Annotated in this window: 22 protein-coding genes, 1 pseudogene and 1 riboswitch; of the genes and pseudogenes, 12 read left to right on the top strand and 11 right to left on the bottom strand. The window is 66.0% G+C overall.

Features of this window, described 5'->3' with window-relative positions; all coding sequences use genetic code 11:
• Nucleotides 1-93: 93 nt before the first annotated feature.
• The 9 genes from ACWGL1_RS04925 to ACWGL1_RS04885 all read left to right on the top strand — a co-directional run bounded on the left by ACWGL1_RS04925 (nucleotide 94) and on the right by ACWGL1_RS04885 (nucleotide 11,024).
• The gene (locus tag ACWGL1_RS04925) at nucleotides 94-456 is read left to right on the top strand and encodes a MotA/TolQ/ExbB proton channel family protein (RefSeq protein ID WP_338575477.1); all 363 of its coding nucleotides are present in this window, start codon (nucleotides 94-96) and stop codon (nucleotides 454-456) included.
• Nucleotides 456-749, top strand: a complete 294-nt coding sequence (locus ACWGL1_RS04920; RefSeq protein WP_338575480.1) for a DUF2149 domain-containing protein — start codon at nucleotides 456-458, stop codon at nucleotides 747-749. The genes ACWGL1_RS04925 and ACWGL1_RS04920 overlap by 1 nt, the downstream gene beginning before the upstream one ends.
• Before the next feature lie 256 nt (nucleotides 750-1,005).
• The gene (locus tag ACWGL1_RS04915) at nucleotides 1,006-3,153 is read left to right on the top strand and encodes a TonB-dependent siderophore receptor (RefSeq protein ID WP_452111336.1); all 2,148 of its coding nucleotides are present in this window, start codon (nucleotides 1,006-1,008) and stop codon (nucleotides 3,151-3,153) included.
• 7 nt (nucleotides 3,154-3,160) lie between these two features.
• Nucleotides 3,161-4,312, top strand: coding sequence for a YncE family protein (locus tag ACWGL1_RS04910; RefSeq protein WP_291783734.1), 1,152 nt, complete (start codon nucleotides 3,161-3,163; stop codon nucleotides 4,310-4,312).
• Between the two features lie 112 nt (nucleotides 4,313-4,424).
• Complete coding sequence (locus tag ACWGL1_RS04905) at nucleotides 4,425-4,940, top strand: sigma-70 family RNA polymerase sigma factor (RefSeq protein WP_291783732.1); 516 nt, start codon at nucleotides 4,425-4,427, stop codon at nucleotides 4,938-4,940.
• Nucleotides 4,941-5,041: 101 nt separating this feature from the next.
• Nucleotides 5,042-5,956 (top strand): FecR family protein, encoded by a 915-nt coding sequence (locus ACWGL1_RS04900; RefSeq protein ID WP_291783730.1) that lies wholly within the window; start codon nucleotides 5,042-5,044, stop codon nucleotides 5,954-5,956.
• Between the two features lie 206 nt (nucleotides 5,957-6,162).
• A complete protein-coding gene (locus tag ACWGL1_RS04895) occupies nucleotides 6,163-9,660 on the top strand; it encodes a TonB-dependent receptor domain-containing protein (protein WP_452111335.1) in 3,498 nt (1,165 codons plus the stop codon).
• 15 nt (nucleotides 9,661-9,675) lie between these two features.
• Complete coding sequence (locus ACWGL1_RS04890) at nucleotides 9,676-10,275, top strand: biliverdin-producing heme oxygenase (RefSeq protein WP_291783726.1); 600 nt, start codon at nucleotides 9,676-9,678, stop codon at nucleotides 10,273-10,275.
• Nucleotides 10,272-11,024 (top strand): energy transducer TonB, encoded by a 753-nt coding sequence (locus ACWGL1_RS04885; RefSeq protein WP_291783724.1) that lies wholly within the window; start codon nucleotides 10,272-10,274, stop codon nucleotides 11,022-11,024. Before ACWGL1_RS04890 ends, ACWGL1_RS04885 begins: the two co-directional genes overlap by 4 nt.
• Before the next feature lie 38 nt (nucleotides 11,025-11,062).
• On the opposite strand, the gene ACWGL1_RS04880 is transcribed toward ACWGL1_RS04885, so the two are convergent.
• The 9 genes from ACWGL1_RS04880 to ACWGL1_RS04840 form a co-directional block, all read right to left on the bottom strand.
• Nucleotides 11,063-11,194, bottom strand: coding sequence for a hypothetical protein (locus ACWGL1_RS04880; RefSeq protein WP_291783722.1), 132 nt, complete (start codon nucleotides 11,192-11,194; stop codon nucleotides 11,063-11,065).
• 4 nt (nucleotides 11,195-11,198) lie between these two features.
• Nucleotides 11,199-12,227 (bottom strand): methionine synthase, encoded by a 1,029-nt coding sequence (locus ACWGL1_RS04875; protein ID WP_452111334.1) that lies wholly within the window; start codon nucleotides 12,225-12,227, stop codon nucleotides 11,199-11,201.
• A 29-nt stretch (nucleotides 12,228-12,256) separates the two neighbouring features.
• A complete protein-coding gene (locus ACWGL1_RS04870) occupies nucleotides 12,257-13,243 on the bottom strand; it encodes a DUF1852 domain-containing protein (RefSeq protein ID WP_452111333.1) in 987 nt (328 codons plus the stop codon).
• A gap of 108 nt (nucleotides 13,244-13,351) precedes the next feature.
• A riboswitch (cobalamin riboswitch) is annotated at nucleotides 13,352-13,567 on the bottom strand.
• 827 nt (nucleotides 13,568-14,394) lie between these two features.
• Complete coding sequence (locus ACWGL1_RS04865; RefSeq protein WP_291783712.1) at nucleotides 14,395-15,822, bottom strand: UdgX family uracil-DNA binding protein; 1,428 nt, start codon at nucleotides 15,820-15,822, stop codon at nucleotides 14,395-14,397.
• Nucleotides 15,822-17,063 carry a putative DNA modification/repair radical SAM protein gene (locus tag ACWGL1_RS04860; protein WP_291783708.1) on the bottom strand — a complete coding sequence of 414 codons (1,242 nt, stop codon included), beginning with the start codon at nucleotides 17,061-17,063 and terminating at the stop codon, nucleotides 15,822-15,824. Before ACWGL1_RS04860 ends, ACWGL1_RS04865 begins: the two co-directional genes overlap by 1 nt.
• A 54-nt stretch (nucleotides 17,064-17,117) precedes the next feature.
• Nucleotides 17,118-17,414 carry a hypothetical protein gene (locus ACWGL1_RS04855; RefSeq protein WP_291783705.1) on the bottom strand — a complete coding sequence of 99 codons (297 nt, stop codon included), beginning with the start codon at nucleotides 17,412-17,414 and terminating at the stop codon, nucleotides 17,118-17,120.
• Nucleotides 17,411-19,957: a cbb3-type cytochrome c oxidase subunit I gene (locus ACWGL1_RS04850; RefSeq protein WP_291783702.1), complete on the bottom strand. Its 2,547-nt coding sequence runs from the start codon at nucleotides 19,955-19,957 to the stop codon at nucleotides 17,411-17,413. The genes ACWGL1_RS04855 and ACWGL1_RS04850 overlap by 4 nt, the downstream gene beginning before the upstream one ends.
• Entirely contained in the window at nucleotides 19,954-20,904 is a 951-nt protein-coding gene (coxB, locus tag ACWGL1_RS04845) for a cytochrome c oxidase subunit II (RefSeq protein WP_291783699.1), read from the bottom strand. The genes ACWGL1_RS04850 and coxB overlap by 4 nt, the downstream gene beginning before the upstream one ends.
• On the bottom strand, nucleotides 20,894-21,271 hold the full coding sequence (locus tag ACWGL1_RS04840) for a c-type cytochrome (RefSeq protein WP_291783695.1): 378 nt from the start codon (nucleotides 21,269-21,271) through the stop codon (nucleotides 20,894-20,896). Before ACWGL1_RS04840 ends, coxB begins: the two co-directional genes overlap by 11 nt.
• A gap of 215 nt (nucleotides 21,272-21,486) precedes the next feature.
• Between ACWGL1_RS04840 and ACWGL1_RS04835 the strand changes: the two are divergent.
• Nucleotides 21,487-21,942: pseudogene (locus ACWGL1_RS04835) on the top strand (c-type cytochrome); the annotation flags it as partial.
• Here the strand turns inward: ACWGL1_RS04835 and ACWGL1_RS04830 are convergent.
• Together ACWGL1_RS04830 and ACWGL1_RS04825 are read right to left on the bottom strand one after the other, a co-directional pair.
• Nucleotides 21,935-22,669: a cytochrome b gene (locus tag ACWGL1_RS04830; RefSeq protein ID WP_291783692.1), complete on the bottom strand. Its 735-nt coding sequence runs from the start codon at nucleotides 22,667-22,669 to the stop codon at nucleotides 21,935-21,937. The pseudogene ACWGL1_RS04835 and the gene ACWGL1_RS04830 overlap by 8 nt on opposite strands.
• Nucleotides 22,666-23,388, bottom strand: coding sequence for a cytochrome c oxidase assembly protein (locus ACWGL1_RS04825; protein WP_291783690.1), 723 nt, complete (start codon nucleotides 23,386-23,388; stop codon nucleotides 22,666-22,668). The genes ACWGL1_RS04830 and ACWGL1_RS04825 overlap by 4 nt, the downstream gene beginning before the upstream one ends.
• A gap of 86 nt (nucleotides 23,389-23,474) precedes the next feature.
• Between ACWGL1_RS04825 and ACWGL1_RS04820 the strand changes: the two genes are divergently transcribed.
• Together ACWGL1_RS04820 and ACWGL1_RS04815 are read left to right on the top strand one after the other, a co-directional pair.
• Nucleotides 23,475-24,293 (top strand): hypothetical protein, encoded by an 819-nt coding sequence (locus ACWGL1_RS04820; protein WP_452111332.1) that lies wholly within the window; start codon nucleotides 23,475-23,477, stop codon nucleotides 24,291-24,293.
• The gene (locus tag ACWGL1_RS04815; protein ID WP_291783684.1) at nucleotides 24,277-25,065 is read left to right on the top strand and encodes a metallophosphoesterase family protein; all 789 of its coding nucleotides are present in this window, start codon (nucleotides 24,277-24,279) and stop codon (nucleotides 25,063-25,065) included. Before ACWGL1_RS04820 ends, ACWGL1_RS04815 begins: the two co-directional genes overlap by 17 nt.

Genomic DNA, 25,065 nt, shown 5'->3' with positions numbered 1-25,065 from the left:
GCCGTCTCACGAAGCCTCCTTCCACCCTCGCACATTTCCGGCGAGGACCGCCACGACCGAAAAGGGCAATGAGATATTCTGAGATCGCCCCTGGTGGAGGCCGGTCAGCGCCGACGCGCCGACTGGCGCAGTCCCCTATGGCGCCGCTGGCGAGCGACCGATGCCGCCAGCGACGATCTGGAACTGATGATCCTCAAGGACCTCGAGAGCCTGCGCATCGTCTCGCGCAGCGCCCCCGTGCTGGGCCTTGTCGCCACCATGATCCCCATGGGCCCCGCCCTGCTGGCGCTGGGACGTGGCGACGCCTCGGGCGTAGGCGAGAACATGGTGGTGGCCTTCTCAGGCGTCACACTGGCCCTGATCGCCGCCAGCATCGCCCACTATGTCCTGACCGTGCGCCGGCGCTGGCTGCTTCAGAACCTGCGCGCCATCGAACGCGCGCGGGAGGCCGGTTGATGCGCTTCCTCGACGAAGAAGACGACGATCCCATCACCGCCGTTGTCAATCTGATCGACCTGTTCGTAGTGATCATCGCCGTCCTGCTCGTGGTTCTGGTTCAGAACCCGCTCAACCCCTTCAACGCGCGCGACCTGATGGTGATCGAGAACCCTGGCAAGGCCGACATGCGCATCACCGTGAAGGAAGGCGACGAACTGACCCGCTACGAATCCCAGGGCCAGATCGGCGAAGGCCAAGGCGTCAAGGCGTCAAGGCGGGCTCGGCCTATCGCCTGCCGGACGGCAGAATGATCTATGTGCCGGAATAGAAGTCCGGTCATAGATTCTGATCTGCTTCACCTTAACCGGAGAACCGGCCGTGTAATGCGCTCTCCTCAGAGACGCGCATAGAAGCGTCGCAGGACTGGTTGCCTATCTGCAACCTTCGGAGCCATGTCGACGCCACAGCCGGAAAATTTGCAATTAATAATCCCTCGCAATAAAGCAGGGCATCACCACGCCGTCGAGCCATTCGCCAGCGGGCGATCGATGCTTCGAAGGATGACTCATGCGCAAACCCGCCCTTATCGCCGGCGCAACCCTGGCGATGTCGCCTCTCGCGGCCGCGGCTCAAACTGAAGGCTCCGTCGCTTCTGAAGCGCCCGTGGCGGTGGGCGAGGTGGTCGTCACCGGCCGTTACACGCTTCCCAACCGGATCGACACCGCAACGGGCCTGGGCCTGACCGTGCGCGAGACGCCGCAATCGGTCAGCATCGTCACTGAGCAGCGCATCCTCGACCAGAATCTGGCGACCGTCGCGGACGTCATAGCCAATGGGGTCGGCGTGTCGGTCAATGAGGTCGATGACGTCCGCAACACCTTCAGCGCCCGTGGCTTCGAGATAAAGAACTACCAAGTCGACGGCGTGCCCCTGGCCTGGACCCTCGCCGGCGGCGCCGGCGAGACCGTGGCAGACGTCTCTCTCTATGAGCGGGTCGAGATCGTGCGCGGCGCCACCGGGCTGCTGACTGGAGCCGGCGATCCGTCCGCCTCCATCAACCTGGTCCGCAAACACGCCGACAGCGAGGTCCTGGGCGGCTATGTCGGCGCCAGCGTGGGATCCTGGAACACCTGGAGCGTATCGGCTGATGTGGGCGGCAAGCTAAACGCCTCCGGCGCGCTGCGCGGGCGGCTGGTCGCCAAATACGAGGAGGGCGACAGCTACATCGACCTCTACCATAATGAGAAGACCGTGCTGTATGGGGTGATCGACGCCGACCTGACCGACCGCACCCTGCTGAGGATCGGCGCAAGTCATCAATCCGGTTCGCCCAACGCCCCGGCCTGGGGCGCCCTGCCCTCCTTCTACAGCGACGGCTCCTTCGCCGTCTGGCCGCGCTCCAAGACCGCTTCGGCCGATTGGACCTACTGGGACACCGAGAACCAGAACATCATCGCCAACATCCAGCACGAGTTCGCCAACGGCTGGCGGCTCACGGCCAACTACAATTGGTTGCGCAACGCCCAGACCACCGAGATTCTCTATCTGTCGGGCCTGGTCGATCTCTCTACCGGCTCGATCCAGTACACCTATCCCTACTCGGACGATGGCGAGAGCATCCAGAACAGCTTCGACATTCAGTTGAAGGGCGACTTCGGCCTGTTCGGCCGCCGGCATGAGTTCGTCGTCGGGGCCCTGCACAGCACCCAGGATCGGGAGACCTCCACCTACGCCGCCCTCGCCTTCCCCCCGGCGGACGACTTCGTGAATTGGGACGGCGCCGCCTATCCCTATCCCGGCTTCTCCGACGTCGGCGTCCTGGCGGTCGATGAGACGGTCAAGCAGACAGGCTTTTACGGCGCCCTGCGGCTGAACCTGACGGACTCGCTGAAACTGATCGGCGGGGGGCGCCTGGCGAGCTGGGAGCTGTCAGGATTCAATTTCGGACCCGAGCGCGACTACGGCGACGACGACGTCTTCATTCCCTATGTCGGAGCGCTCTATGACCTGACGCCGACGCATCGGCTCTACGCCAGCTATACCGAGATCTTCCAGCCCCAGGATGCGCGCGATCGCAACGGCGGCTATCTGGAGCCTATCGTCGGCGCCGCCTATGAGGCCGGGCTCAAGAGCGCCTTCTTCGACGACGCCCTGCAGACCTCCGTCGCCGTGTTCCGGATCGAACAGGACAATCTGGCTCAGGCGGACATCGGCTATTTCGTTCCCGGCGTCACCCCGCCGGCGCAGGCCTATTACGGCGCCGAGGGCGCGACCAGCAAGGGCTTCGAACTGGAAGTCACCGGCCGCCCGCTCGAAGGCTGGAACATCAACTTCGGCTACAGCCAGTTCGAGGTCGAGGACGCGACCGGCCAGGCCGTGAACACCGACCATCCCCGCCAGTTGCTCAAGCTGTTCACCACCTACCGCCTGCCCGGCGCCTGGAGCGATCTGGTCATCGGCGGCGGGGTCAACTACCGCAGCAAGAACTATTCGGCCGGCGTCAATCCCGTCACCAACGCGCCCTTCCGCTTCCAGCAGGACGGCTTCGCCCTGGTCAGCCTGATGGCGCGCTACGACCTGAGCGACGCGCTTCAGCTGCAGGCCAATGTCGAGAACCTCTTCGACGAGACCTATTACAGCCAGATCGGCTTCTTCAGCCAGTATCGCTACGGCGCGCCCCGAAACGCGACCGTCAGCCTGCGATACCGCTTCTGACCCCCTCATGCCCAAGGCCGTCAACATGACCAGATTACAGAAATCATCCGCCGCCGCCCTCCTGCTGCTCGCCGGAGCCGGGCTTTCCACCTCCGCGCTGGCGCAGAACATGCCGTCGGGCCTGCCCGCCGAACCCGCCGCCAGCGCCGCCGTGCAGGATAATGGCGTGCTCTACCGCGAGTTGACGCGGGGGATCTATGAAGTCCGCTACAATCCTCGCGACGACGCGCTCTACGTTGCCTCCGCCCTGGCCATTCCGGGCGTCAAGGGCGGGATCGTCTATAAGTTGAACGCCGACACCCTGGAGCCGGTCGGCGCGATCCACACGGACCGGGGCAATTTCGCCCTGGCCCTGAACGCCGACGGCTCAAGGCTCTATGCGACGAACAGCCTTGAGCACAGCGTCACGGCCTTCAACCTGGAAGACAACAGCATCATCGGCCGGCTGGACCTGAACGAGGTCGGCCCGGACGGTAATAAATTCGGCCCCCGTCAGGTGATCCATGACGCCGCCAACGGCGCGCTCTACATCGGAGCGGTGGGCGATCCCGGCGTGATCTGGGTCGTTGACGCCGATACGCTTCAACTTCGCCATACAATCCGCGAGGCTGGGAAATGGGTCACGGGCTTGGCGATCCATCCGCGCACGGGCGACCTCTACGCAGCCAACGGCGGGGGAGAAATCCTGGTCATCGATACCGCCTCCTACGCCATCAAGCGCCGTTTCCGCCCGGCCGGAGACGCCGAAGCCCTGCTGCTGAACTTCGCCTTCGACGTCGATAGCAATCGGCTCTACGTGACCGATCACTCGAAGCTGAAGACGGTGCTGATCGTCAATCCGGACACCGGCGAGAAGATCGGGGACATTCCGGAGGCCGGCGAGTCCATGGCCATCCTGCTCCACCCCCAACGGCGCGAACTCTATGTGACCAACCGCGAGCGGGGCACGGTGTCGGTATGGGATGCGGATACGCACGCCCTGAAACGCACGGTGCGGGCCGGGCCGAACCCGAACAGCCTGGCGCTTTCGGCTGACGGACAGACATTGTTCGTAACCGTGAAGACGCCCTTCACCAGCACCTACTCCGCCAGCGGCGTCGAAAGCATCGTCCGCATTCCGCTGGATGTCGCCGCCCCTCCGGCGGCCCCGCGTCCCTGATCGGCGAAGGGGCCGCTCCGGCGCCCCCGAACCGAGCAGAATCTGCGGCCGGCTCAGTCCGACGGCCACGGATGCCGCTCGTCAGATAACCTATCGTCGTCGACCTGCTCGCTTGCCGTCTCAGCCGCCTCGCTCTCTCGAAGTCTATCAAACGCACAGGCAGGCGCTGATCGACTACGCCTGCGGCATCGTCGGCGATCACGCCCATGCCGAAGACCTGGTTCAGGACGCGTGGCTTCGGGTCGAAGCTGTCGAACGTCGCCGGCTCATCGCCGAACCTGTCGGCTACCTCTATAGAACCGTTCGAAACCTTGCGCTGGACGTTTACCGCGCGCGCAAGCGGTCAGGGCGGCGATCCGTCGAAGGCCTGGTCGAGGACGGAAACCAACCGACCGACGACTCCCCCTCCCCTGAAGCCGTGGTCGTGGCGCGTTCCGATCTCCAGCGCCTGCTGGAGAGCCTGAACGAACTGCCCGAACGGACGCGACGCGCGGTCATTCTCTACAAGGTCGAAGGTCTGAAGCTCCGAGAAGTCGCCGCACGTCTGAACGTGTCCGTCGCCTTGGCCCAGGCGCTTGTCGTCGACGGCGTGGAACACTGCGCCCAGCGCCTGTCGCGAGACGTCTGAACCATGATCACGACGCCTGTTTCTGGAAAAACCATCGGTCCAGACGTTGAGTTTGAAGAGGCCGCAATCTTCATCCAGGCCCTTCTTGAGGGGAAACGGAAATGACAGCGCCGGCGAAGTCCGACACGCCCCTGAGGCAGGCGGCGCAATGGTCCGTCCGTCTGAACGAGGCGCCGGGCGACGAAGACCTTCGGCGCGCGTTCGAACGCTGGCTCGATCAATCCCCCGCCCACGTCATCGCCTGGGAAGACGTGGGCCAGGTCACCTCTCTGATGCGGAAGATTCCAACGTCGCGCGCGTCGTCGCGGCCGCGAGCCCGTATCGTCGTCGATTGCGGGATCGCCGCAGCCTTGATAGCCGCCGTCCTGGCGCCGTCGACGGCCTTGCGGTGGACCGCCGATTACGTGGCGGACATCGGTCACGAGCGCACCATTGCGCTCGCAGACGGCAGCACCGTCCGCCTGGCGCCGGGCAGCGCGATCTCGATCGACCGGCAGGGAGATCGCCGCGATGTCCGCCTCGTGACCGGCGAGGCCTATTTCGAGGTCGCACACGACCCGACCCGTCCTTTTCATGTTGAGGCCAAGGACGCGCGCGTCACCGTGCTGGGCACCGGCTTCAATGTGCGGATGGGCGCGGCGGGCACGGACGTCGCTGTTCGACACGGCCGGGTCCGCGTCGAGCGAAACGACGCCGACGTCACCGTCCTGAATGGCGGCGACTGGACGCGAGCCGTCCCCGGCGGCGTCCGGATCGGGCGTAGTGCGCCCGAGATCGTGGGCGCCTGGCGGCAAGACCGTCTCATCGCGCTGGATCAGACCGTCACCGAGATGCTGAGCGATGCACGACGGCGCCACCGCGGGGTGATCATCCTGACAGACGGCGGACTTGGCCGCCGCACCGTAACCGGCTCCTACGACATGACCGATCCTGCTTCAGGTCTGGCTGTGATGGTCGAACCCCTGGGCGGAAAGGTGCGGCGCATCACGCCATGGGTCATCATCGTATCCACATAACATATTGAATAATCGTTATAAATAATCATCCCAACCCGCCAGTCGGCACTATTTCTGGAAAACCGGACCGCTCGCTCGTTAAGCCCAGAACAGGCGATTGCGAATGAATTGCATCCGCCGCTTCAGTCGAGAGATGGAGTTTCTCAGTGAGTATGGGGCGAAACGCGCGTAGTCGGGCGCGCCGGTCGGCGGTGACTTCCTTCCTGATGGCGACCGCGGCCCTAGGGCCGCTTTATCTCGCCTCGCCCACGCTCGCGCAGTCCGCCGCGCAGCAGGCCGCACGCGCCTATGACGTGCCGCGCCAGCCGCTGGCCGACGCCCTGGTCGTCTTCGCCACCCAGTCAGGGCTTCAGGTCGCCACCGACGGCGCGGCGGTTCGGGGAATCCAGACCGCAGGCGTCCGGGGCGTCCTGACGCCGCGGCAGGCGCTGGATCGCCTGCTGGCGGGCTCCGGCTTCACCTATCGGCTGAACGGCGCCGTCGTCACGCTGGAACGGGCGCCCCAGGCGCAGCCGGGCGTTATCCAACTCGGCGCAGTGCGGGTCGAGGGCGCCGGCGACAGCCGTCAGAGCGAAGCCGGCTCCGGCGCCGTGGGCGGATGGGACCGCACCGCCTCAACCGTCTATGTGACCCCCGGCTCCGTCAGCGTGATCGATCGCGAAACTCTGGACGCCTATCCGGGAACCTCGCCCGCCGACCTGCTGAAAAGCGAAAGCGGCGTTCTGTCGGGCGAGTCGCGCAACAGCGGCGGTCTGGACGTCAATATCCGTGGATTGCAGGGCCAGGGCCGCGTCGCCGTCACCGTGGACGGCGCCATCAACGGAACCACCGTTTATCGGGGCTATCAGGGGACCAGCAACCGCAGCTTCATCGATCCGGACTTCATCAGTTCCCTCGCCATCGAGAAGGGCCCCTCGAACGGCAACGCCATCGCGGGGGGCATCGGCGGTTCGGTCAGCATGACCACCCTGACCGTCGACGACGTGGTCCCGCAAGGCGAGACCAGCGGCCTGCGCTTCAAACTGGGCCTTGGAACCAACAGCACCGAGCCCGGCTCATCCATGCGTCGCTCGCTGATCGAACCCGCGCTCTGGGGCGGCTATGAACCACTGCTGGCCACGCGCGGAACCGGCCGCCCCGCCGTGTTCGAACCCACCAACGGGTCGGGCAGCCTCGTCTATGGCCGCAAGGGCGAGCGCCTGGACCTTGTCGCAGGTTACGCCTTCCGCCGCAGCGGGAACTATCACGCCGGCGCGAATGGCGACGGTGCGCCCCAGCGCACGAACACGCCCTCCGAATACTGCGTCTCCGCGCCCAAGGATCAGCAGATGACCCAGTTGTGTGCGCGCGCCCTGGCCTTCTACGACGGCTACGGCGCGACGCCGTTCGCCGCCGGCGAAGAGGTGCTGAACACTTCCACCGAAACAGAATCCGTTCTGTTCAAGGCGACGTTCCGGCCGGCCGAGGATCACGCCGTCGAACTGGGCTACGGCGGCTACTGGAGCAGCTTCGGCGAGAACTATCCCGGCGCCATGACCAATCCGACGGCCTCCGTGAATCAACGGCATCCGCTGTCGCAGACGGCGCTGGACCGTTTCACCGGCCGCTATCGCTGGAATCCGGCGAATGAGCTGATCGATCTGAAGCTCAACGCTTGGCTGTCGCAACTGGAGGAGAGCGCGCCGTCTCTGGGCCAGTCCGACCCGATGCGTCGCTACATCGACACCTGGGGCGTTGATGCGACCAACAGCTCGCGCCTCGCAACGCCGGCGGGGCTGCTATCCGCCGACTACGGCGTCTCCTATCTGCGCGAGGAAGCCGGCCCGATCGGCGAATGGAGCGGCAGCGGCAACCCTCCGGCCCGCCAGGGCATGCGCGAAGAGGCCAGCCTGTTCGCGCAGATGCAGTTGACGCCGACGGCCTGGCTGCAGTTGAACGGCGGCCTGCGCTATCAGGATTACAGCCTCGAAGACCGCCAGACCGGCACGGTGTACAGCGCCCCGATCCCGAACCGCAGCGAGGACGCCTTCGGCTTCTCGCTGGGCGCCACGGTCATGCCTGCGGACGGATGGCAATTGTTCGCCAACTACAAGCAGGCGGCGCGCCTCCCCTCGCTGATGGAGGCGACATCCGGCTTCTTCATGATGGCCAATCCCGACCTGCACAAGGAAGAGGCCCATAACTGGGAAGTCGGGGTCAACTATGTCCGTTCCAACCTGTTCGCCGCCGATGACGACCTGGGTCTGAAGCTGGTTTGGTTCGACAACGATATTCACGACTACATCGCCCGCCGCTACGTCCGCTCCGTCTATCAGATGCAGATGTACAACATCGATCGCGCCCAGTTCAGCGGGCTGGAGTTCAACGCCGACTACAGCATCGGAGGCTGGAAGGTCGCGGCGGGCGCGACATGGTATGACGACATCCTGTTCTGCCGCCCCGGCGAAGCCTGCGTGGCCAGTTCGCTGGCCTCCGACTACGCCACCAACTACATCCCGCCCGAGTTCTCGGCCAATCTGTCGATCAACAAGAGCTTCCTGAATGATAGGGTCATGGTCGGCGGCCGCATCGTCTATCGCGGCGAGCGCGCGGTGGAATTCGAGCCGACGGACAGCGGCTTCGCGCCTCTGTTGAAGGCCATTCCCTGGGAGGCCTACACCACCGTCGACCTGACGGGACGCTATCGTTTCAGCGACGCCGTATCGCTGGACTGGAGCGTCGAGAACCTGACGGACGAATATTATCTGGAGGCGCTCAGCCTCGGCGTTGTGCCTGCGCCGGGTCGCACCTTCCGTATCGGTCTGACCGGCCAGTTGGGCGCCGGCTCGAGCGCCTGGCTGCCGAACTGGTTCGGCGGCGCCGACGACGGTGAGGTCACGGACTGGACCGGCCCCTATGTCGGCGCCAGCTTCGGCTATGGCTTCGGCCGCTCGGAAGGAACGGTCACGGATGCTTCGGGCGCTCCGGCCGATCTGGAAAACGACGGTCTGATCGATCTGCGCCTCGACAACGCCATGGGCGGCGTCCACGCTGGCTACAATTGGCAGTTCGCCAATAATCTGGTGCTGGGTCTGGAGGGCGATTTCCAAGCCGGCGCGCTAGGAAGCTGGACTGGCGTGCTGGTCAGCGACCCAAGCAGCTATACAGACAGCCTGCGCGCGCTCGACACGCTGGAATCAGACACGAGCTACGACTGGGATCGCATGGGGGTCTTGCGCGCCCGTGTCGGCTACGCCCTGGGCCGTACGTTCGTCTACGGCGCCGCCGGACCGGCTTGGCTGCGAGAAACCCAGACCCGCAATCAATATCGTTCGGTCGGCGGCAACGATCAGGGCATGATCAACGCCCTGGAGCATTTCTTCACCGAAACCAGCCGCAAGACGCGGTCCGGCTGGAGCCTGGGCGCAGGCCTGGAACGTGATCTGGGCGGTTCGTGGTCCGTGCGAACGGAGTACCTCTATTCACGCTTCGGCGACGCCACGCACAGCTTCGATGAAGCCAGAAAGGGCGCGGCCCTGGCCTGGTCCCAGACATCGTTCGTCCGCGATCCTGTTACGGGCGCCATCATGCGCGACCGTGTGACCGGCGCTATCCTGCGCGAGACGATTTCCAGCCCCGGGACGTCCAATATCGTCAACGGCCGAAAGGTTCGTAGCGACGCGGACCTGCACGCCCTGCGCATCGGCTTCAGCTATCGTTTCTAGGCAATGATCACGACAATGAGCGCACACAGTCGCGCGCGGCGCCTCAAGGCCGCCAGCCATCAAATTCACGACAGCCTCGACAAGACCATCATGGCCGCGGATCCGTTCGCCGACAGGGGACGCTACGTTCGTTTCCTGCGGGTGCAGCACGCGTTCCACAAGGACATCGCGGCGCTCTACGATCAGCCGGAACTGGCGGCGCTGATCCCGGACCTGTCACATCGACGCCGCGAAGCCGAAGTGCGGGCCGATCTGGCCGACTTGGACGCCGAGCCAGCCACGGACGACGATCCCCCCCGCTTCGCGGCAGGCCAGGCCGCCGATGTTCCCACGGCCCTGGGCTGGCTCTATGTCGCCGAGGGCTCCAACCTCGGCGCCGCCTTCCTGCTGAAGGCCGCCGCAGGCCTGGGATTGTCAGAGGCCTTCGGCGCCCGCCACCTCGCCCCCGCGTCGGAAGGTCGCGCAAACGCCTGGCGCGCCTTCACCGCCCGTCTCGACGCTCCGGATTTCTCCGCCGAAGAGGAAGAACGGGTGAACGAGGGCGCGCGTGACGCCTTCAGGCGTGTTCGAGAACTCGTTGATCGCGCCTTCTATTTCGACGCCGGTCAGGCATGAGGCTGACCGCCGCCCCCGTATCGTTCGCCGCATCACCTCCGCCGGGACGGCCGGTGCGGCGTTCGCGCCGTCGCAATCTGATGGCGATGTCGGCGGCCGTCCTTCTGCACGCCGCCCCCTTCATTGTCCTGTTGAAGGTCGGCGCCGCCGCTCCGCCTCCGCCCGAGCCCCAGGCGATTGCGGTGGAGCTGATCCGTTTTGACGCCTCGCCGGTCCAGGCGCCCTCCGAGCGCGCGCCTGGCGAGGAACAGGCTCAACGCGCCCAGAACACCCCCGGGAGCCGACAGCCGGCGCAGAAAGTCGTCCCCCGCCTTGCGGCGGTCGACACGCCGTCGGCCGCCCTGGCGTCGCCCGTCCAGCCTGAAACGTCGCCAGCGGCTCAGACGCCCCAGCCGCCTTCGCCAGCCACTACGGCGCCACTGGCCCGACCCGCTCCACCCGCCGCTCAGGCGTCCAGCACGCCCCAGGAATGGCGCGCGCGGGTCCTGGCTCACCTCGACCGCAATAAGCGCTATCCCGCCATCGCCGAGCGCCAGCGCCAAGAAGGCGTGGTGCATCTCCGCTTCACCATGGACCGCGCCGGACGGGTGCTGTCATCGTCGATCGTCCGCGGATCTGGCCGCCCCATGCTCGACAGGGAGGCGCTAGCCATGCTCCAGCGCGCCCAGCCCCTGCCGCCGCCGCCGAAGGACGAGCCTGGCGATGTGATCGAGATCATGACCCACGTGGACTTCTTCACGCGCCGATGACAGCCTTCATACAAAGTCAGCCAAGCTTCCTCATTCGGCTATACCGCCGGATAGGCAGCATGGACCGCCTGATCCAGATTGTCCTTGCCCGCTCCCCGCGCAGGCATGACAGCGACTGGCCATGCGAGGATATAGGGGTCCAGACGCAGCCGGCGCAGAAGAGCGTTCATGGGCTTAGGCCGACAGTTCTTTCCGGATGATCTCCGCGCCCGCGCTTAGCGCCTTCAACTTGCCGTTGGCGACCCGGCGCGACAGGGGGGCCATGCCGCAGTTGGTGGCGGGATAGAGCTTGTCGGCGTCCACGAACTGAAGCGCCTTGCGCAGGGTGTCGGCGACCTCCTCCGGCGTCTCGATGACGTCGGTCGCCACGTCGATGGCCCCGACCATCACCTTCTTGCCCCGGATCAGTTCGATCAGGTCCATCGGCACGCGGGAGTTCTTGGCCTCCAGCGAGATGATGTCGATGCTGGACGTCTGCAGCTTGGGGAAGGCCTCTTCATACTGGCGCCACTCCGACCCCAGGGTCTTCTTCCAGTCGGTGTTGGCCTTGATGCCGTAGCCGTAGCAGATGTGGACGGCCGTCTCGCATTTCAGCCCCTCGGCAGCCTTCTCCAGCGTCGCCACGCCCCAGTCATTGACCTCGTCGAAGAAGACGTTGAAGGCGGGCTCGTCGAACTGGATGATGTCGACGCCGGCGGCTTCCAGCTCGCTGGCCTCCTGGTTGAGGATCCTTGCGAATTCCCAGGCCAGCCTTTCGCGGCTGCCGTAATGGTCGTCGTAGAGGGTGTCGATCATCGTCATCGGCCCCGGCAGGGCCCATTTGATCGGCTGGTCAGTCTGGGCGCGCAGGAATTTCGCGCCCTCGACGAAGACCGACTTCGGTCGGCTGACCGCGCCCGCGACCACCGGCACGCTGGCGTCATAGCGATTGCGGATGCGCATGGTCTTGCGCTGCTCGAAATCGACGCCGTCCAGATGCTCGATGAAGGTGGTGACGAAATGCTGGCGGGTCTGCTCGCCGTCGCTGACGATGTCGATGCTGGCCCGACGCTGATCGTCCAGCGACAGGCGCAGGGCGTCCCGCTTGGCCTCGATCAACGCCTCGCCTTCCAGCTTCCAGGACGACCAGAGGGTCTCGGGTTCGGCCAGCCAGACGGGCTTGGGCAAGCTGCCGGCGGTCGAGGTGGGCAACAGGGTTTTCATTTTCGATGACTTTAGCAATTCGGGACTGATCAGGCGGCGAAGTTGGCGGACCACTGGTCCAGCAGGGCGCGGTGCGGCTTGATGAAGCGCTCCTCGACGAACCGGCCCTGTTCGACGGCCAGTCGACTGCGTTCCTCGCGGTCGTAGACGATCCGGGTCAGCGAATAGTCCTGGTACTTGAGGCTGGGCTGATACTGTTCCGAAGCCGGGGAGTTGGCGTTGTAGATCTCGGGACGGTAGATTTTTTGGAAGGTCTCCATGGTGCTGATCGTGCTGACCAGCTCCAGATCGGTGTAGTCCGCCGTCAGATCGCCCACATGGTAGAAGGCGAAGGGCGCCACGCTGCCCTTGGGCATGAAGTAGCGGACCTTCATCCCCATCTTCGCGAAATACTCGTCGGTCGGCGAGAAGGCGTCGTTCCCGTATTCCAGACCCAGGACGGCGTGCTCATCGCCGGTGCGGTGATAGGTCTTATTGCTCGACACGCTCAGACAGATGACCGGCGGCTTGCCGAAATTGGCGCGATAGGCGGCCGAGTTCAGGAAATGCCTGAACAGCTTGCCGTGCAGGTCGCCGAAATCCGCCGACGCAAAGGCGCCGGGATTGGCCTTCATGTGCGCCGGCAGAACCACGCTGAAGTCGTAGTCGCGGACGTAGGAGGAGAAGTTGTTTCCCACGATCCCATCGGTCCGCTCGCCGGTCTGCTGATCGACAATCGTCGTCTGAAGGATTTCGATCAGCGGAAAGCTGTCCGTCCCTTCACCGGGAGCCAGGCTCATCTCGACGGAGACGATCTGGAGTTCGACCGCGTAGCGATCGCCTTTCGGATTGCCCCAGTGCGCCAGGGAGTTGAACCGATTGTCGATCATCCTCAGCGTGTTGCGCAGGTTCTCCTGACGGCTCTCGCCCCTGGCCAGGTTGGCGAAGTTGGTCGTGATCCGCGTGTTCTCGGCGGGAACGTAATTCTCGTCGAGCGGGGTGCGCTTGATGCTGAAGGTGAATTCGCTGCTCGCCATGGTCTCTGCCGTTGATGCTGTGGCGAGACAGCGGACAGGGACGCGCGACCGCTCGCGCGGAATCGTCCCGTCGCGGCGCTCATGCGACCTGACCGGACACCCCGCCGGAGGACGTTATTTGTCGAGGCAGGTCTCCTGGCTCACGGGTCATCGCCTCCGGTCCGGCCTTCCCGGAGGCGAACCCCCAGTGACACAAAATGGACCTTCAACTCGCCGCTCACAGTTGCGGGGGCAGCGCCGGCATCGACCGAGGTCTCACCGGCTTCCCTCTTAGCTTCGCGCAGTCCGAGGACCGTGCGGAGAACCACGACGGCGTGAACATGACACGCCAGCCGCCAGAGTCAATTATTATATAAAGATATCTTTATATAATTATGCTAGTACTGCGAGCTCATCGGCTTCTCGCCAGGCCTGAATGTCGGCCTGCGTCAGCGCCTGAATGCGCTCTGAGCCATAGGGATGGACATCAGATGGCCGCGACGGATGTTGGCGAAGCCTGCTGCGACGCCACCGATCTCGTCGCATGGCTCGAGGCCAGGAAGCCGGTCGCAGGCGCTGTGCTGCTCGACCACGGCGAGCACAGCCCTAGCCGCTCTGGAGGCCCGGCTGACCGAGGCTGGTTATGCTCTAGTGACGCCTGAGCTTGATCAGTCCTATCGACTGACTCGCGCCTCGATTACGCCTCTCGCGCGTGGCGCGGCCAGATTGACTCCTGGCCAGGCGACCCGTCCAGGCTGGCACAATGATCGCGCCGCCTTCCTGGTCGCCCTGAACGAACGACTGCAGAGTCTGGCGAACGATCCGGAACGGACTAGACTGCTCTCCGAGCTGAATGGAGTGCTCGAGGGGTATGCCTCGGTTGGAAAGTCGTCGTCATCCTACGGAAAATCCGCGGAAACAGCGCCACCTTATGCCGCCCAACCTAAATCATCCGTAGAGCATCCCACCGAGCTTCAAAGGGATCGACGGCAGCGCGCCTCTGCGAAGGCGGAGCGTTCCGCCCTCGCGGATAGGGAAATAGACTCCAAGTCCGGATTAAAAAAGCCCACATAATACATTGATTTTACTGGATTTATATTGCCTCAGATCGGCATAGTCAGAGCGACTATGCGAACGCCGATACCTCACACTTGGTTTTCTCGCCTGATATCTTAAAGTTCAGCCGACGCGACCGCGAGGTCCGCCAGGAACCTGGCGCGTTCTTTATCCCTCGTCGTTGGATCAGGCAGGCGCAGCAGATAGGCGGGATGAACCGTTAACAGCACCCGCGCGCCGTCGTCCGCCGTGATGATCTGGCCGCGCTCCGCCTGCACGGCGGGCTTTCGGCCCAGAAGCGCCAGACCCGCCGTCGCGCCCAGCGCCAGGATCAACCGAGGCTTCACCAGGCGCCGCTCATGATCAAGCCACCAGCGGCAGGCCTGGACCTCGCCCGCATTGGGCGTCTTGTGCAGACGGCGCTTGCCGCGCGGCTCGTGCTTGAAATGCTTGACCGCATTGGTGAGGTAGAGGTCGCGCCGATCCAGCCCCGCCGCCTCCAGCATGGTGTCCAGCAGGCGTCCGGCCGGGCCGACGAAGGGACGTCCGGCCAGGTCTTCCTGATCGCCTGGCTGTTCGCCGACCACCATCAGGCCGGCGCGCGCCGGCCCCTCGCCGCAGACGCCCTGGGTGGCGTCCCGCCACAAGGGACAGCGGCGGCAGCCCTGAACGCCGCGCGCCAGGTCGTCGAGAGTCTCGGGAACCAGATCATCGGTCGTGGCGCGATCAATCGCGGGCGCGCGAACACGCTGGAACCGTTCGTTGGGTCGAGGCGCGGGCTGGGTCACCATGGCTTCTGTGCGAACCGACGCATCCGCGGTCAGTTCCGGGATCAGCGCCGCCTCGGGCAGGTTTTTCCAGTAGCGCTTGGGCATTTCCGAGCGCATGGCCTGGAGCCGCAGCCGCGCCGGATTGAATGTCGAGGCGTAATAGGTGCGCCAGAATTCCTCCATCGCGTCTTCCCTAGGCGCCTGCGCCTGATCGGCGGGCGGCCCATAGGTCAAGGCCTCGCCGTTCCAATGGGCGGACCCGTCCGGCGTCAGGATCGACCACCGCATGGTGCTGAACCGCCGCGCGAAGAAGGGGGCCGTCGCCGGCAACACGCGATGGGCCGGCTCGAACCAGGCGCCCCAATGCTCGCCCGTCTCGTCTTCAGCCTGTCGGAAACGAACGAAGGCCTTCATCTTGTGAGCGGCGCGGCGCACCGCCTTCACCCGATCAGCCGCCTCGGCGACGTCACGATCCGACAGAACGGCCATCAGGTTCGGCTGATCCTTCAAGCGCCATAGCAGGCGATACATCAGGTCGAAGCGATCATCGGATCGATGCTGGATCAACTGGGTCGCCGTTTCCCAGAAGGTGCGCGGGACGCTGAACGCGCCATCAACCCGGGGAAGAGCAGCAGCTTCGTCGAACAGGCCGCCGAAGGACTGCCCCACCACGAACTGCACCCGCGCCGGCTCGACGCCGGCCAGCCGCAACCGCCGCGCCGCCTCGCGCCAGCCGTCGAAATCCAGCGGGTCGGCTAGAACCGCGGTCTGCATCAGAACAGGCTCAACTGCTCGGCTTTGCGGCGGGGCGCCAGGCGCGCGCGCAGGTCCGCCGCATCGGTCAGGCCGCCGGGCGTCCAGTCCAGCGCCGTGATCCACGGCCGCACCGCCTCAATGGAGCGAGTCAGCCGCCCGATGTCCTCGAGCCGCAAGGTCCGATGCCGCCGCACCGACAGGATGCGGTCGACCGCCTTCACGCCCAGGCCCGGCACCCGCAGCAGACTCTCTCTCGCAGCCCGGTTGACGTCCAAAGGAAAGGCCTCGCGTCGCCGCAGCGCCCAGGCCAGCTTGGGATCGACGTCCAGGTCCAACATGCCGCCGTTCGCACCCTCCCCGATCTCGGGCGCGGTGAAGCCGTAGAACCGCATCAGCCAATCGGCCTGATAGAGCCTGTGCTCGCGCATCAAGGGCGGCTTGGTCGGCGGCAACAGGCTGGAGCCGTCGGGAATGGGGCTGAAGGCGGAATAATAGACCCGGCGCAGGCCATACCCGCCGTACAGCGAGGCGCTGCGGGCCATGATCTCCGTGTCCGGCGCGCCGTCGGCGCCGACGATCAGCTGCGTCGACTGACCCGCAGGGGCGAAGGCGGGCGGCCGCTTGCGGTCTCTCCTTTCCGGCTGCGCCGCTTCCAGCTTCAGCCGCACCTGCCCCATGGTCTTGCGGATCGTCCTAGCGTCCTTTTCCGGGGCGAGACGGCCCAGAGCCTCATCGCGAGGCAGTTCGATATTGGCCGACAGGCGATCCGCATAGAGGCCCGCCAGCTCCACCAGCCGTGCGTCCGCTTCGGGGATCAGCTTCAGGTGGATGTAGCCACGAAAGTCGTGCTCCTCGCGCAGGCGCCGCGCAACCTCGACCAGTTGTTCCATGGTGTAGTCGCCGTCGCGGATCACGCCCGACGACAGGAACAGCCCCTCGATGTAGTTTCGCTTGTAGAAGGCCAGGGTCAGATCCACGACCTCCTGCACCGTGAAGCGCGCCCGCTCGACGTTCGAGGACACCCGGTTGATGCAGTAGGCGCAGTCGTAGATGCAGAAGTTGGTCAGCAGTATCTTCAGCAGGCTGACGCACCGTCCATCCGGCGTATAGGCGTGGCAGATGCCCATGCCCTCGGTCGAGCCGATCCCTCGACCGCCCAGAGAATCCCGTTTGGTTGAACCCGATGAGGCGCACGAAGCGTCGTATTTCGCCGCATCCGCCAGAACCGCCAGCTTTCGTTTCAGATCAATCCGCGCCATATGTTCATGATATGTTCCAATCTATCGGCGATCCAGTACGCCCGGATAGATTTTTCAGAACGCCAGCGGCGTCGTCTGCCACGTCACCCCAACGGCGGCGACAAGCGCGCCAGTCAGAGCCACGCGTCGCTCCCACAGACCCGGCCCATCGGGGAGAGGACGCCGCGCCATGACGACAGCCACGACGGCGATCAGCGCCAAACACAGAAGGCTGAAGCCCAGCCCTATCCAGCGCCCAGCGGCCGCCTCGGTCGACGACCAGACGTCTGCGGCGCTGGCCAGCAGATAGAGACCGAGAAAGTGCGCGGCCCAGATCAGCAGGCCCGCCGTCATGGCCAGCCAGCGCGTCACGATCCGCCGCCCGGAAACAGCCGGATCAGCAGCACGACCATCGCCGCCTGCCCCGCCGTATAAGCCATGAAGAGGCCGATCAGATCGACCGTGGAGGGCCGGTCGGCCGACACCCGTCCAAACGTTCGACGCAACAGGATATAGAGTCCCATCAAGGCCCCGATCCCCGCGAAAGTCCCCGCCCAGCCCAGAAGAGCGAAGACAGCGGCGCCCTGACTGGTAGCGTCCGGCTTCAAGCCGGCGAACCACCAAGCCCGAAGCTCCAACCCTGTCGCCGTCGCGACGCCGATGGCGCTGACGAGCAGGAGAGCCGTGGCGAGCGTCTCCGCTCCCCTCCTCGCCCGGCGCAACACGCGCGGCGCGGCTGCGGCGCACAGCCCCGCCAGGGCCAGGGCTCCGAGGTGCAGCATCATCGACGCCGTCTCCGGCGGCGCCTGCCACAGATCCGGCCGTCGGCTCCACAGGAAGACATAGGAGAAGCCTGCCAGCAGGCAGACCATGCCGCCGACGATCAGCACGATCACCATGGCCCACCAGCCATGACTGGACGGCCCCGAAACATAGTTGGGCATGCGGACGCCCGCCCCGATGTCCGTGGTCTTGCGACTGTAGGGCGCATCCAGGAACCAGCACCAGCGCATGATGCAGTAGATCGCCAGCACCCCGCTGATCACCGCGGCGGCATAGGCCTGGATGGTCAGGATCAGGAAGAAACCGGCGGTGAAGACCGCGCCGAAAACGTGCCAAGGGGACGGGCGCGGGAGGCGCAAGACATACTGCGGCTCCGCGTTAAGGGGGCTGGTGACCAGGGTCTGGCGCTCGCCTCCCGCCGCGCCGGGCAAAAACCAGCGCCCCTCCCGCACCTCCTTCGCCAACCCCTTCTGCTCCCAGAGCGGATAGAGGCTATTCACCACCGGGACGGAGCGCACGGAATAATAGCCGCTGGGCAGCCATTCCAGACCGGGGCCGTCGTGGATGTTGCCCGCCTCGCGCGGGCCGAAGGGGCGGAAGTTGCGGATCATGTCGATGACCCAGAGCAGGACCGCCAGCCCGAACAGGAAGGCCCCTATGGTCGAGATGAAGTTGGGCAGGTCCCAGCCGCGTCCCGGCAGATAGGTGTAGACCCGGCGCGGCATCCCCATCAGCCCCGTCAGGTGCATGGGCAGGAAGGCGATGTTGTGTCCGGCGAACATCAGCCAGAATATCCATTTGCCCATGCGCTCGCTCAGCGGCCGGACGCTGGACATGGGCAGCCAGTAGTAGATGGCCGCGAACATGGGAAAGACCATGCCGCCGATCAGGACGTAGTGCAGGTGGGCGACGATGAAGTAGCTGTCGTGGGCCTGCCAGTCGAAGGGCACCATGGCGACCATGACCCCGGTCAGCCCGCCCATGACGAAGATGACCAAGCCGCCCACGGCGAACAGGCCGGGCGTGGTGAAGCGCATCTTTCCGGCCGCTATGGTGGCGATCCAGGCGAAGACCTGCACCCCGGCAGGCACGCTGACCGCCATGGAGGCGGCGCTGAAGTAGTTGATGCTGATCTGCGGCATGCCGGTGGTGAACATGTGGTGCGCCCACACGCCGAAGCTGATGAAGCCGGTCGCCAGCATGGCCATCACCACCAGGGGATGACCGACCAGCTTCGTGCGCGCCATGGCGGGGATGATGGTCGACATGGCCCCGGCCGCCGGCAGGAAGATGATGTAGACCTCCGGGTGGCCGAAGAACCAGAACAGGTGCTGCCACAGCATGGGATCGCCGCCCTTCAATGGATCGAAGAAGGGCCAGCTCAGCGCCCTCTCCAGCTCCAGCAGCAAGGTCGCTAGGATCACCGAGGGAAAAGCGATGATGATCATGCAGGCGAAGATCAGCATGGCCCAGGCGAAGACCGGCAGCTTGTCCAGCGTCATGCCGGGCGCGCGCGTCTTCAGCACCCCGACGATGATCTCGATCGCTCCGGCGATGGCCGAGATCTCGATAAAGCCGATGCCCAGCAGCCAGAAGTCGGCGTTGATCCCCGGCGAATAGGTCATGCCGGTCAGCGGCGGATACATGAACCATCCCCCGTCCGGCGCCAGGCCGAAAAACAGGGAACAGAAGAAGGCCAGGCCGCCGATCAGATAGGCCCAGAAGGCATAGGCCCCCAGACGCGGAAACGGCAGGTCGCGCGCGCCCAGCATCTGCGGCAGAAGCAGCACGCCCAGCGCCTCGACCGCCGGCACGGCGAACAGGAACATCATCACCGTGCCGTGCATGGTGAAGATCTGGTTGTAGGTCTCCTGCGGCAGGAAGCCGGTCATCGGCAGGGCCAGCTGGGTGCGCATCAGCAGCGCCAGCACCCCCGCAAGCACGAAGAACAGCATGGCCGCGCCGACGTAATAGACGCCGATGATGTTGTTGTTGATCGCCGTGATCCACTCGCCGGGACGGCGCGGACCGCACCAGGCGGCCTCCAGCTTCTCCAGCTCGCCGTCCGGACGCGGCTCCTCGGTGGGAAAGCGATCGTATTTGCGGACGTCGAAGCCGGTTTCCGACGTCATTTCAGACCGTCCAGATAGGCGGCCAGGTCGCGCAGCTCGCGCCCGGTCAGCACCGGATAGGACGGCATGCGGTTGCCCGGCTTGATCCCTTGGCTGTCCGCGATCCACCCCGCCATCGCGCCCTGATTGTTGGGCAGGATGCCCGCGCCCAGCGTCTGGCGCGAACCGACGTGGGTCAGGTCCGGTCCGGCCAGGCCGTTGGCCTCCGTTCCGCGTATGGTATGGCAGGCGCCGCAGCCCGAGGCGCCGAACACCGCCGCACCCGGCAGGGCGGACGGCGCAGCGGGCGCGGCTTGCCTGGCCCGCCAGGCCTCGAAGTCGGCCTCGGCATGGGCGACGACGACGAAGCCCATCAGGGCGTGAGGTCCGCCGCAATATTCGGCGCACTGTCCCGCATAGACGCCCGGCTTGTCAGCCTGCAGGCGCATGAAGTTGCGGCGGCCTGGGATCATGTCCGTCTTGCCCCCCAGGCGCGGCACCCACAGGCTATGGATGACGTCGGCGCTCTCCAGTTCGACCACCACCGGGCGGCCGACGGGGATGTGAACCTCATTGGCGTCCTGGACCGTTTCGCGGCCCTGTCCGTCCAGATAGGCCACGCGCCACCACCACATCTCGCCGGTGACGCGCACGCGCATCTCGCCGTCGCGCGGCGCATCCGACACGCGCGCGGTGACGCTGAGGCCGTAGATCAGCAGGCCCGTCAATACGACCACCGGAAAGGCCAGGCCGCCGATCCAGACCAGGCGCTCGCCGCCGACGCGACGTTTCCACTTCCTCGGCCCGAACAGGGCGACGCCCAGTGCGATCAGGACGACGGCCAGCACGACCGCGCCCATGACGAACAGCACCCAGGCGACGACCGTCACCGGCCCGGCGAACGGCCCTGCCGGGTCCAGCACCGGCGGCGGCCAGCCGCCCAGCATGTCCCGCGTCTCAGTCGTCATCGAGCGTATAGAGATAGGCCGCTATGTCGCGGGCTTCGGCTTCGCTCAGGGGCATGGGCGGCATGCCGGTGTCGGGTAGCAGCGACGGCGCGTCGCGCACGAAGGCGGCCATGATCGCAGGCTGGTTCGGCAGGCGCCCTGCGATCATCGGCCGCGCCCCGACGCCCGCCAGCGATCCGCCGGTCCGCCCCTGGGGCCAGGCCACGCCGGGAATGGCGTGGCAGGCGCCGCAGCCCTGCGTCCGGACAAGGCGCAACCCTTGCGCCGGATCGGCGCCCGCCAGGTCGCGCGGCGCCCCGGCCTTGTCCGCGCAGGCGGCCAAGCCTAGCAGGCCGACGGCCGAGACCGCCGCCCCTATCTTCCCCATCGTCGCGACATGACGGCATCCGGCCCCTTTCAGCTTCGCCAGAACCAATCCATCGGGCGGCCGGGGGTTCCGAAGCGGAACCGGCGCCGCAAGGCCGGTGTTGGATCGGGGTGCGCGCCCTGCCCCTCGCTTTTCTGGGACTGACCCTCGCCGCCTGCGATACGACGCCGGGTGAGACCGATCGCGCCTTTCAGGCGTCCGGCGAGATCATCGCCATGAGCGGCGGCGCGGGCGGCGCGGGCAACGCCTGCTTCACGTGTCACGGCCTGAAAGGCGAAGGCGACGGCGTTTCCTCGCCGCGCCTGGCAGGTCTGGACCGGGGCTATCTGCAGAAGCAGATGGAGGATTACGCCAGCGGCCTGCGTCCCGACGACGTCATGACCCGCGTGGCGCGCGGCCTTGACTCCGACGCCCGCCGCATCGTGGCCGCCTGGTACGCCGGACTGCCCGCTCCGCCCGCCGGTGCGTCAGCCGCCCCTCCGCCGTCGATCTGGCTGACCGGCGACACAGCACGAGGGATCACCGCCTGCGCCGCCTGCCATGGAACTGAAGGCCAGGGCGCAGGCGCAGGTCAGCCGATCGTCGCCCGGCAGCCCGCCGCCTATACTCTGGAGCAGATCGACCGCTGGAAGTCCGGCCGGCGGCGTAACGACCCGCGCGGCGTCATGGCCGCCGCCGTCCAGCATCTGACGGAAGAAGAAGCCCGCGCCATAGCCGCGTGGCTGTCGACCCGACCCGCCGCTCAAGCGCACGCCAACGCCTCTGCCAGCGCGTCCGTTTCGGCTTCGGCTGCGGCACGACCGGCAGCATCGCGTGAAATACGTCGTCCCGATCGATCAGATGGTGCTTGAGCGCCGCCCCCGCATGGATCGGGATCATCAGAAGAAGGGTCAGGACCAGACCCCAGTGCATCCACTCGGCCGTCGCCTCGACCGCCCAGAGCTGACGGTTCGACAGATCCTGCATCGGCAACAGCGGCCAGGGGATGAAGCCCGCCGCCGCCAGCTGGGTGTCCCGCGCCGTCGCCGAGATCATAGCCCAGCCCGACAGCGGCAGGCCGAACAGGCAAAGATAGAAGACATAGTGGGTGACGTGGGCGGCGGTGCTTTCCCAGCCCGGCTTGTCCGCGTCATTGATCAGGTCCGGCGCGACCAGCCGCCAGGTCAGGCGACCGATGACTAGCAGCAGCATCAGCACGCCGACGGCGAAATGCACTTCATAGGCCGCCACCTTCTCGCCGCCGACCGGCAGCCGCCCCATCCACCAGCCCCAGCCCAGCTGGAATACGACCAGACCCGCCATGATCCAGTGAAACCAGATGGCCACGGGGGAATAGCGCCCCTCATCATGATGACCGGCGGCCCACTCCAGCGCCTGGGCGATCAGCCGGTCGATCATGCCGCCGCCTCGCCCGCCGGCTTCAGCAGACCGTGAATCCGCCACAGTGCGACCAGGAGGTAGGCCGCCGCCGCCGGCGCCCACATGATGAGCCCGGCCGCCTGCTGATCCTCCAGCGGCGTCATGTTCCAGGCCAGCGTGCTGGCGAAATGCGGGGCGTACAGGGGCTGGCCCGCGAACACGATCAGGGCGCCCAGCAGCCCCATCAGCAGCATGGCCGCCAGCAGAGCGGCCACGGCCGCATGGCCCCTGGCGCTTCGCACCGCCGCCCAGAACCAGACGGCGCTCCCCAGGATGCTGATCTGCATCAGCCAATAGATCCCGTCATGCGACAGGGCCTGAGCGTAGAGTCCGGGCGCGTGCCAGGCCCAGAAGACCACCGCCTGCACCGCGGTGGCCGCCGCCAGACGCGGCCGTTTCAGCCGGGGCAGACACAGGGCCAGCAAGGGCGCCGCCGCCAGCACCAGCAAAAGGTGATGCAAGGTCCGTGCGGTGAACAGGGCCGAACTCAGCGCGCACAGAGGCGAGATAAAGCCGATCGCCAGCACCGCCATCGCCGCCGCGCATCGCCCCTTTTCCGGTCCGCGCAGCAGAACCAGCCCCGCGACCGTCGCAGCCGTCAGAACGGCCCAGAGAACCGGGTCGCCGTTCCAGCGGCTCAGCGCCTCGGCCGGATCGGGCGCGGGCCCGCAATAAGGTGTCCAGACGGCATCGACCATCCTGGGCCAACGCCTGCGTGCAGCGACGGTTCACCGACCCGGATCACGCCAGGCCTGCGCCCTCCGGGGCGGAACCCGGCTTCGATATGCGCCGTTCCCCTGCCCTGTTCAGGAACCCGCACCCCATGTCCGACACGGTCGCCGACCCTGCTTTTGAACCACCGCCCGAAGCCCAGGCCTTCTATGAGGAGGCCCTGCGCCTGCTGAAGAAATCCGGGGTGCCCTTCCTGCTGTCGGGCACCTATGCGGTTACCGCCTATACGGGAATCCGTCGGCCGACCAAGGATCTCGACGTCTTCTGCAAGCCCGGCGACTACCCTCGAATCCTCGCCTTCTTCCAAGCGCGCGGCTATCGCACCGACGTCGAGGACGAACGCTGGATCGCCAAGGTCTGGAAGGACGACAAGCATTTCTTCGACGTGATCTTCGCCATGTCGAACGGCACGATCGCCGTGTCCGACAGCTGGTTCGGGCCGGACCGCATCACCGTCTACGGGCATGAGGTGACGATCACCCCGCCGACCGCCCTGATCCTGTCCAAGGCCTTCATCCAGGACCGCTATCGCTACGACGGCGCCGATGTGAACCACGTCATCCTGAAACAGGCCGAGGCCATCGACTGGAAGTCGCTGCTGGATCAGATGGACCTCTATTGGGAGGTGCTGATGGCGCACCTGCTCAACTTCCGCTTCGCCTATCCGACCGAGCGCGGCCTCGTGCCCGCCTGGCTGATGACCGAACTGATCGGTCGCCTTCAGGCCCAGGTCGATCTGCCGCCGCCGCGCGTTAAGGTCTGCCGAGGCCGTCTGTTCAGCCCGCGCGACTATATCGCCGACATCTCCGAATGGGGCTTCGGCGACGTGGTGGGCAAGGGCCTGGAGGAGCGCCATGACCCCGTCGCCTGACACCGCCGCCGCCCCCGAAGGCCAGACGCCCCAGCCGGGCATGGAGTCCGGGCCGAAGAAGAAGCTGCGCGTCGCCGCCGTGGCCGACCTGCACGTGGGCGAAACCTCGCATCGCGCCTATCGCGACCTGTTCGACCGGGTGCATGAGGACGCCGACGTGCTGTGCCTGTGCGGCGACCTGGTCAATTTCGGCAAGACGGTCGAGGTGGAGAACCTGCTGGAAGACCTGCGCGCCTGCCGCATCCCCATGGTCGGCGTTCTTGGCAATCACGAGCACGAGTGCGGCCAGCCGCAGGAAGTGACCCGTATGCTGACGGAGGCCGGGGTCAGGATGCTGACCGGCGAGGCTTATGAAATCGACGGCGTCGGCTTCGCCGGGGGCAAGGGCTTCGTCGGCGGTTTCGGCCGCTACATGCTCAGCTCCTTCGGCGAGGCCTCGATCAAGACCTTCGTCAATGAGGCGGTGGAGGACGCCAATCTCATCGAGAATTCGATCCGGACCCTGCGCACCGAGCGGAGCGTGGTTCTGCTCCACTACGCCCCCGTGGTGGATACGGTGATCGGCGAGCCGCCCGAGATTCACGCCTTCCTCGGCTCGTCGCGGCTGGCCGAGGTCGTCGATCGTTATGAGAACGTCAAGCTGGTGCTGCACGGCCACGCTCATCGCGGCGCGCCGGAAGGCCGCACCGCCCGCGGTGTCCCGGTCTACAACGTCGCCCTGCCCGTTCTGCGCGCGCTGGGCGATACGCCCTATCGCGTGTTCGAGGTCTGA

It is taken from the genome of Brevundimonas sp. NPDC055812 (genome assembly GCF_053616535.1).
Note: the sequence above shows the minus strand (reverse complement) of the source record. Positions and strands in the feature narration are given on the sequence as shown.

Coding starts and splice junctions, on each gene's coding strand:
- ACWGL1_RS04920 (WP_338575480.1), top strand. CDS start 456: ATGCGCTTCCTCGACGAAGAAGACGACGATCCCATCACCGCCGTTGTC.
- ACWGL1_RS04915 (WP_452111336.1), top strand. CDS start 1,006: ATGCGCAAACCCGCCCTTATCGCCGGCGCAACCCTGGCGATGTCGCCT.
- ACWGL1_RS04910 (WP_291783734.1), top strand. CDS start 3,161: ATGCCCAAGGCCGTCAACATGACCAGATTACAGAAATCATCCGCCGCC.
- ACWGL1_RS04900 (WP_291783730.1), top strand. CDS start 5,042: ATGACAGCGCCGGCGAAGTCCGACACGCCCCTGAGGCAGGCGGCGCAA.
- ACWGL1_RS04895 (WP_452111335.1), top strand. CDS start 6,163: ATGGCGACCGCGGCCCTAGGGCCGCTTTATCTCGCCTCGCCCACGCTC.
- ACWGL1_RS04890 (WP_291783726.1), top strand. CDS start 9,676: ATGAGCGCACACAGTCGCGCGCGGCGCCTCAAGGCCGCCAGCCATCAA.
- ACWGL1_RS04885 (WP_291783724.1), top strand. CDS start 10,272: ATGAGGCTGACCGCCGCCCCCGTATCGTTCGCCGCATCACCTCCGCCG.
- ACWGL1_RS04880 (WP_291783722.1), bottom strand. CDS start 11,194: ATGAACGCTCTTCTGCGCCGGCTGCGTCTGGACCCCTATATCCTCGCA.
- ACWGL1_RS04875 (WP_452111334.1), bottom strand. CDS start 12,227: ATGAAAACCCTGTTGCCCACCTCGACCGCCGGCAGCTTGCCCAAGCCC.
- ACWGL1_RS04870 (WP_452111333.1), bottom strand. CDS start 13,243: ATGGCGAGCAGCGAATTCACCTTCAGCATCAAGCGCACCCCGCTCGAC.
- ACWGL1_RS04865 (WP_291783712.1), bottom strand. CDS start 15,822: ATGCAGACCGCGGTTCTAGCCGACCCGCTGGATTTCGACGGCTGGCGC.
- ACWGL1_RS04860 (WP_291783708.1), bottom strand. CDS start 17,063: ATGGCGCGGATTGATCTGAAACGAAAGCTGGCGGTTCTGGCGGATGCG.
- ACWGL1_RS04850 (WP_291783702.1), bottom strand. CDS start 19,957: ATGACGTCGGAAACCGGCTTCGACGTCCGCAAATACGATCGCTTTCCC.
- coxB (WP_291783699.1), bottom strand. CDS start 20,904: ATGACGACTGAGACGCGGGACATGCTGGGCGGCTGGCCGCCGCCGGTG.
- ACWGL1_RS04840 (WP_291783695.1), bottom strand. CDS start 21,271: ATGGGGAAGATAGGGGCGGCGGTCTCGGCCGTCGGCCTGCTAGGCTTG.
- ACWGL1_RS04830 (WP_291783692.1), bottom strand. CDS start 22,669: ATGATCGACCGGCTGATCGCCCAGGCGCTGGAGTGGGCCGCCGGTCAT.
- ACWGL1_RS04825 (WP_291783690.1), bottom strand. CDS start 23,388: ATGGTCGATGCCGTCTGGACACCTTATTGCGGGCCCGCGCCCGATCCG.
- ACWGL1_RS04820 (WP_452111332.1), top strand. CDS start 23,475: ATGCGCCGTTCCCCTGCCCTGTTCAGGAACCCGCACCCCATGTCCGAC.
- ACWGL1_RS04815 (WP_291783684.1), top strand. CDS start 24,277: ATGACCCCGTCGCCTGACACCGCCGCCGCCCCCGAAGGCCAGACGCCC.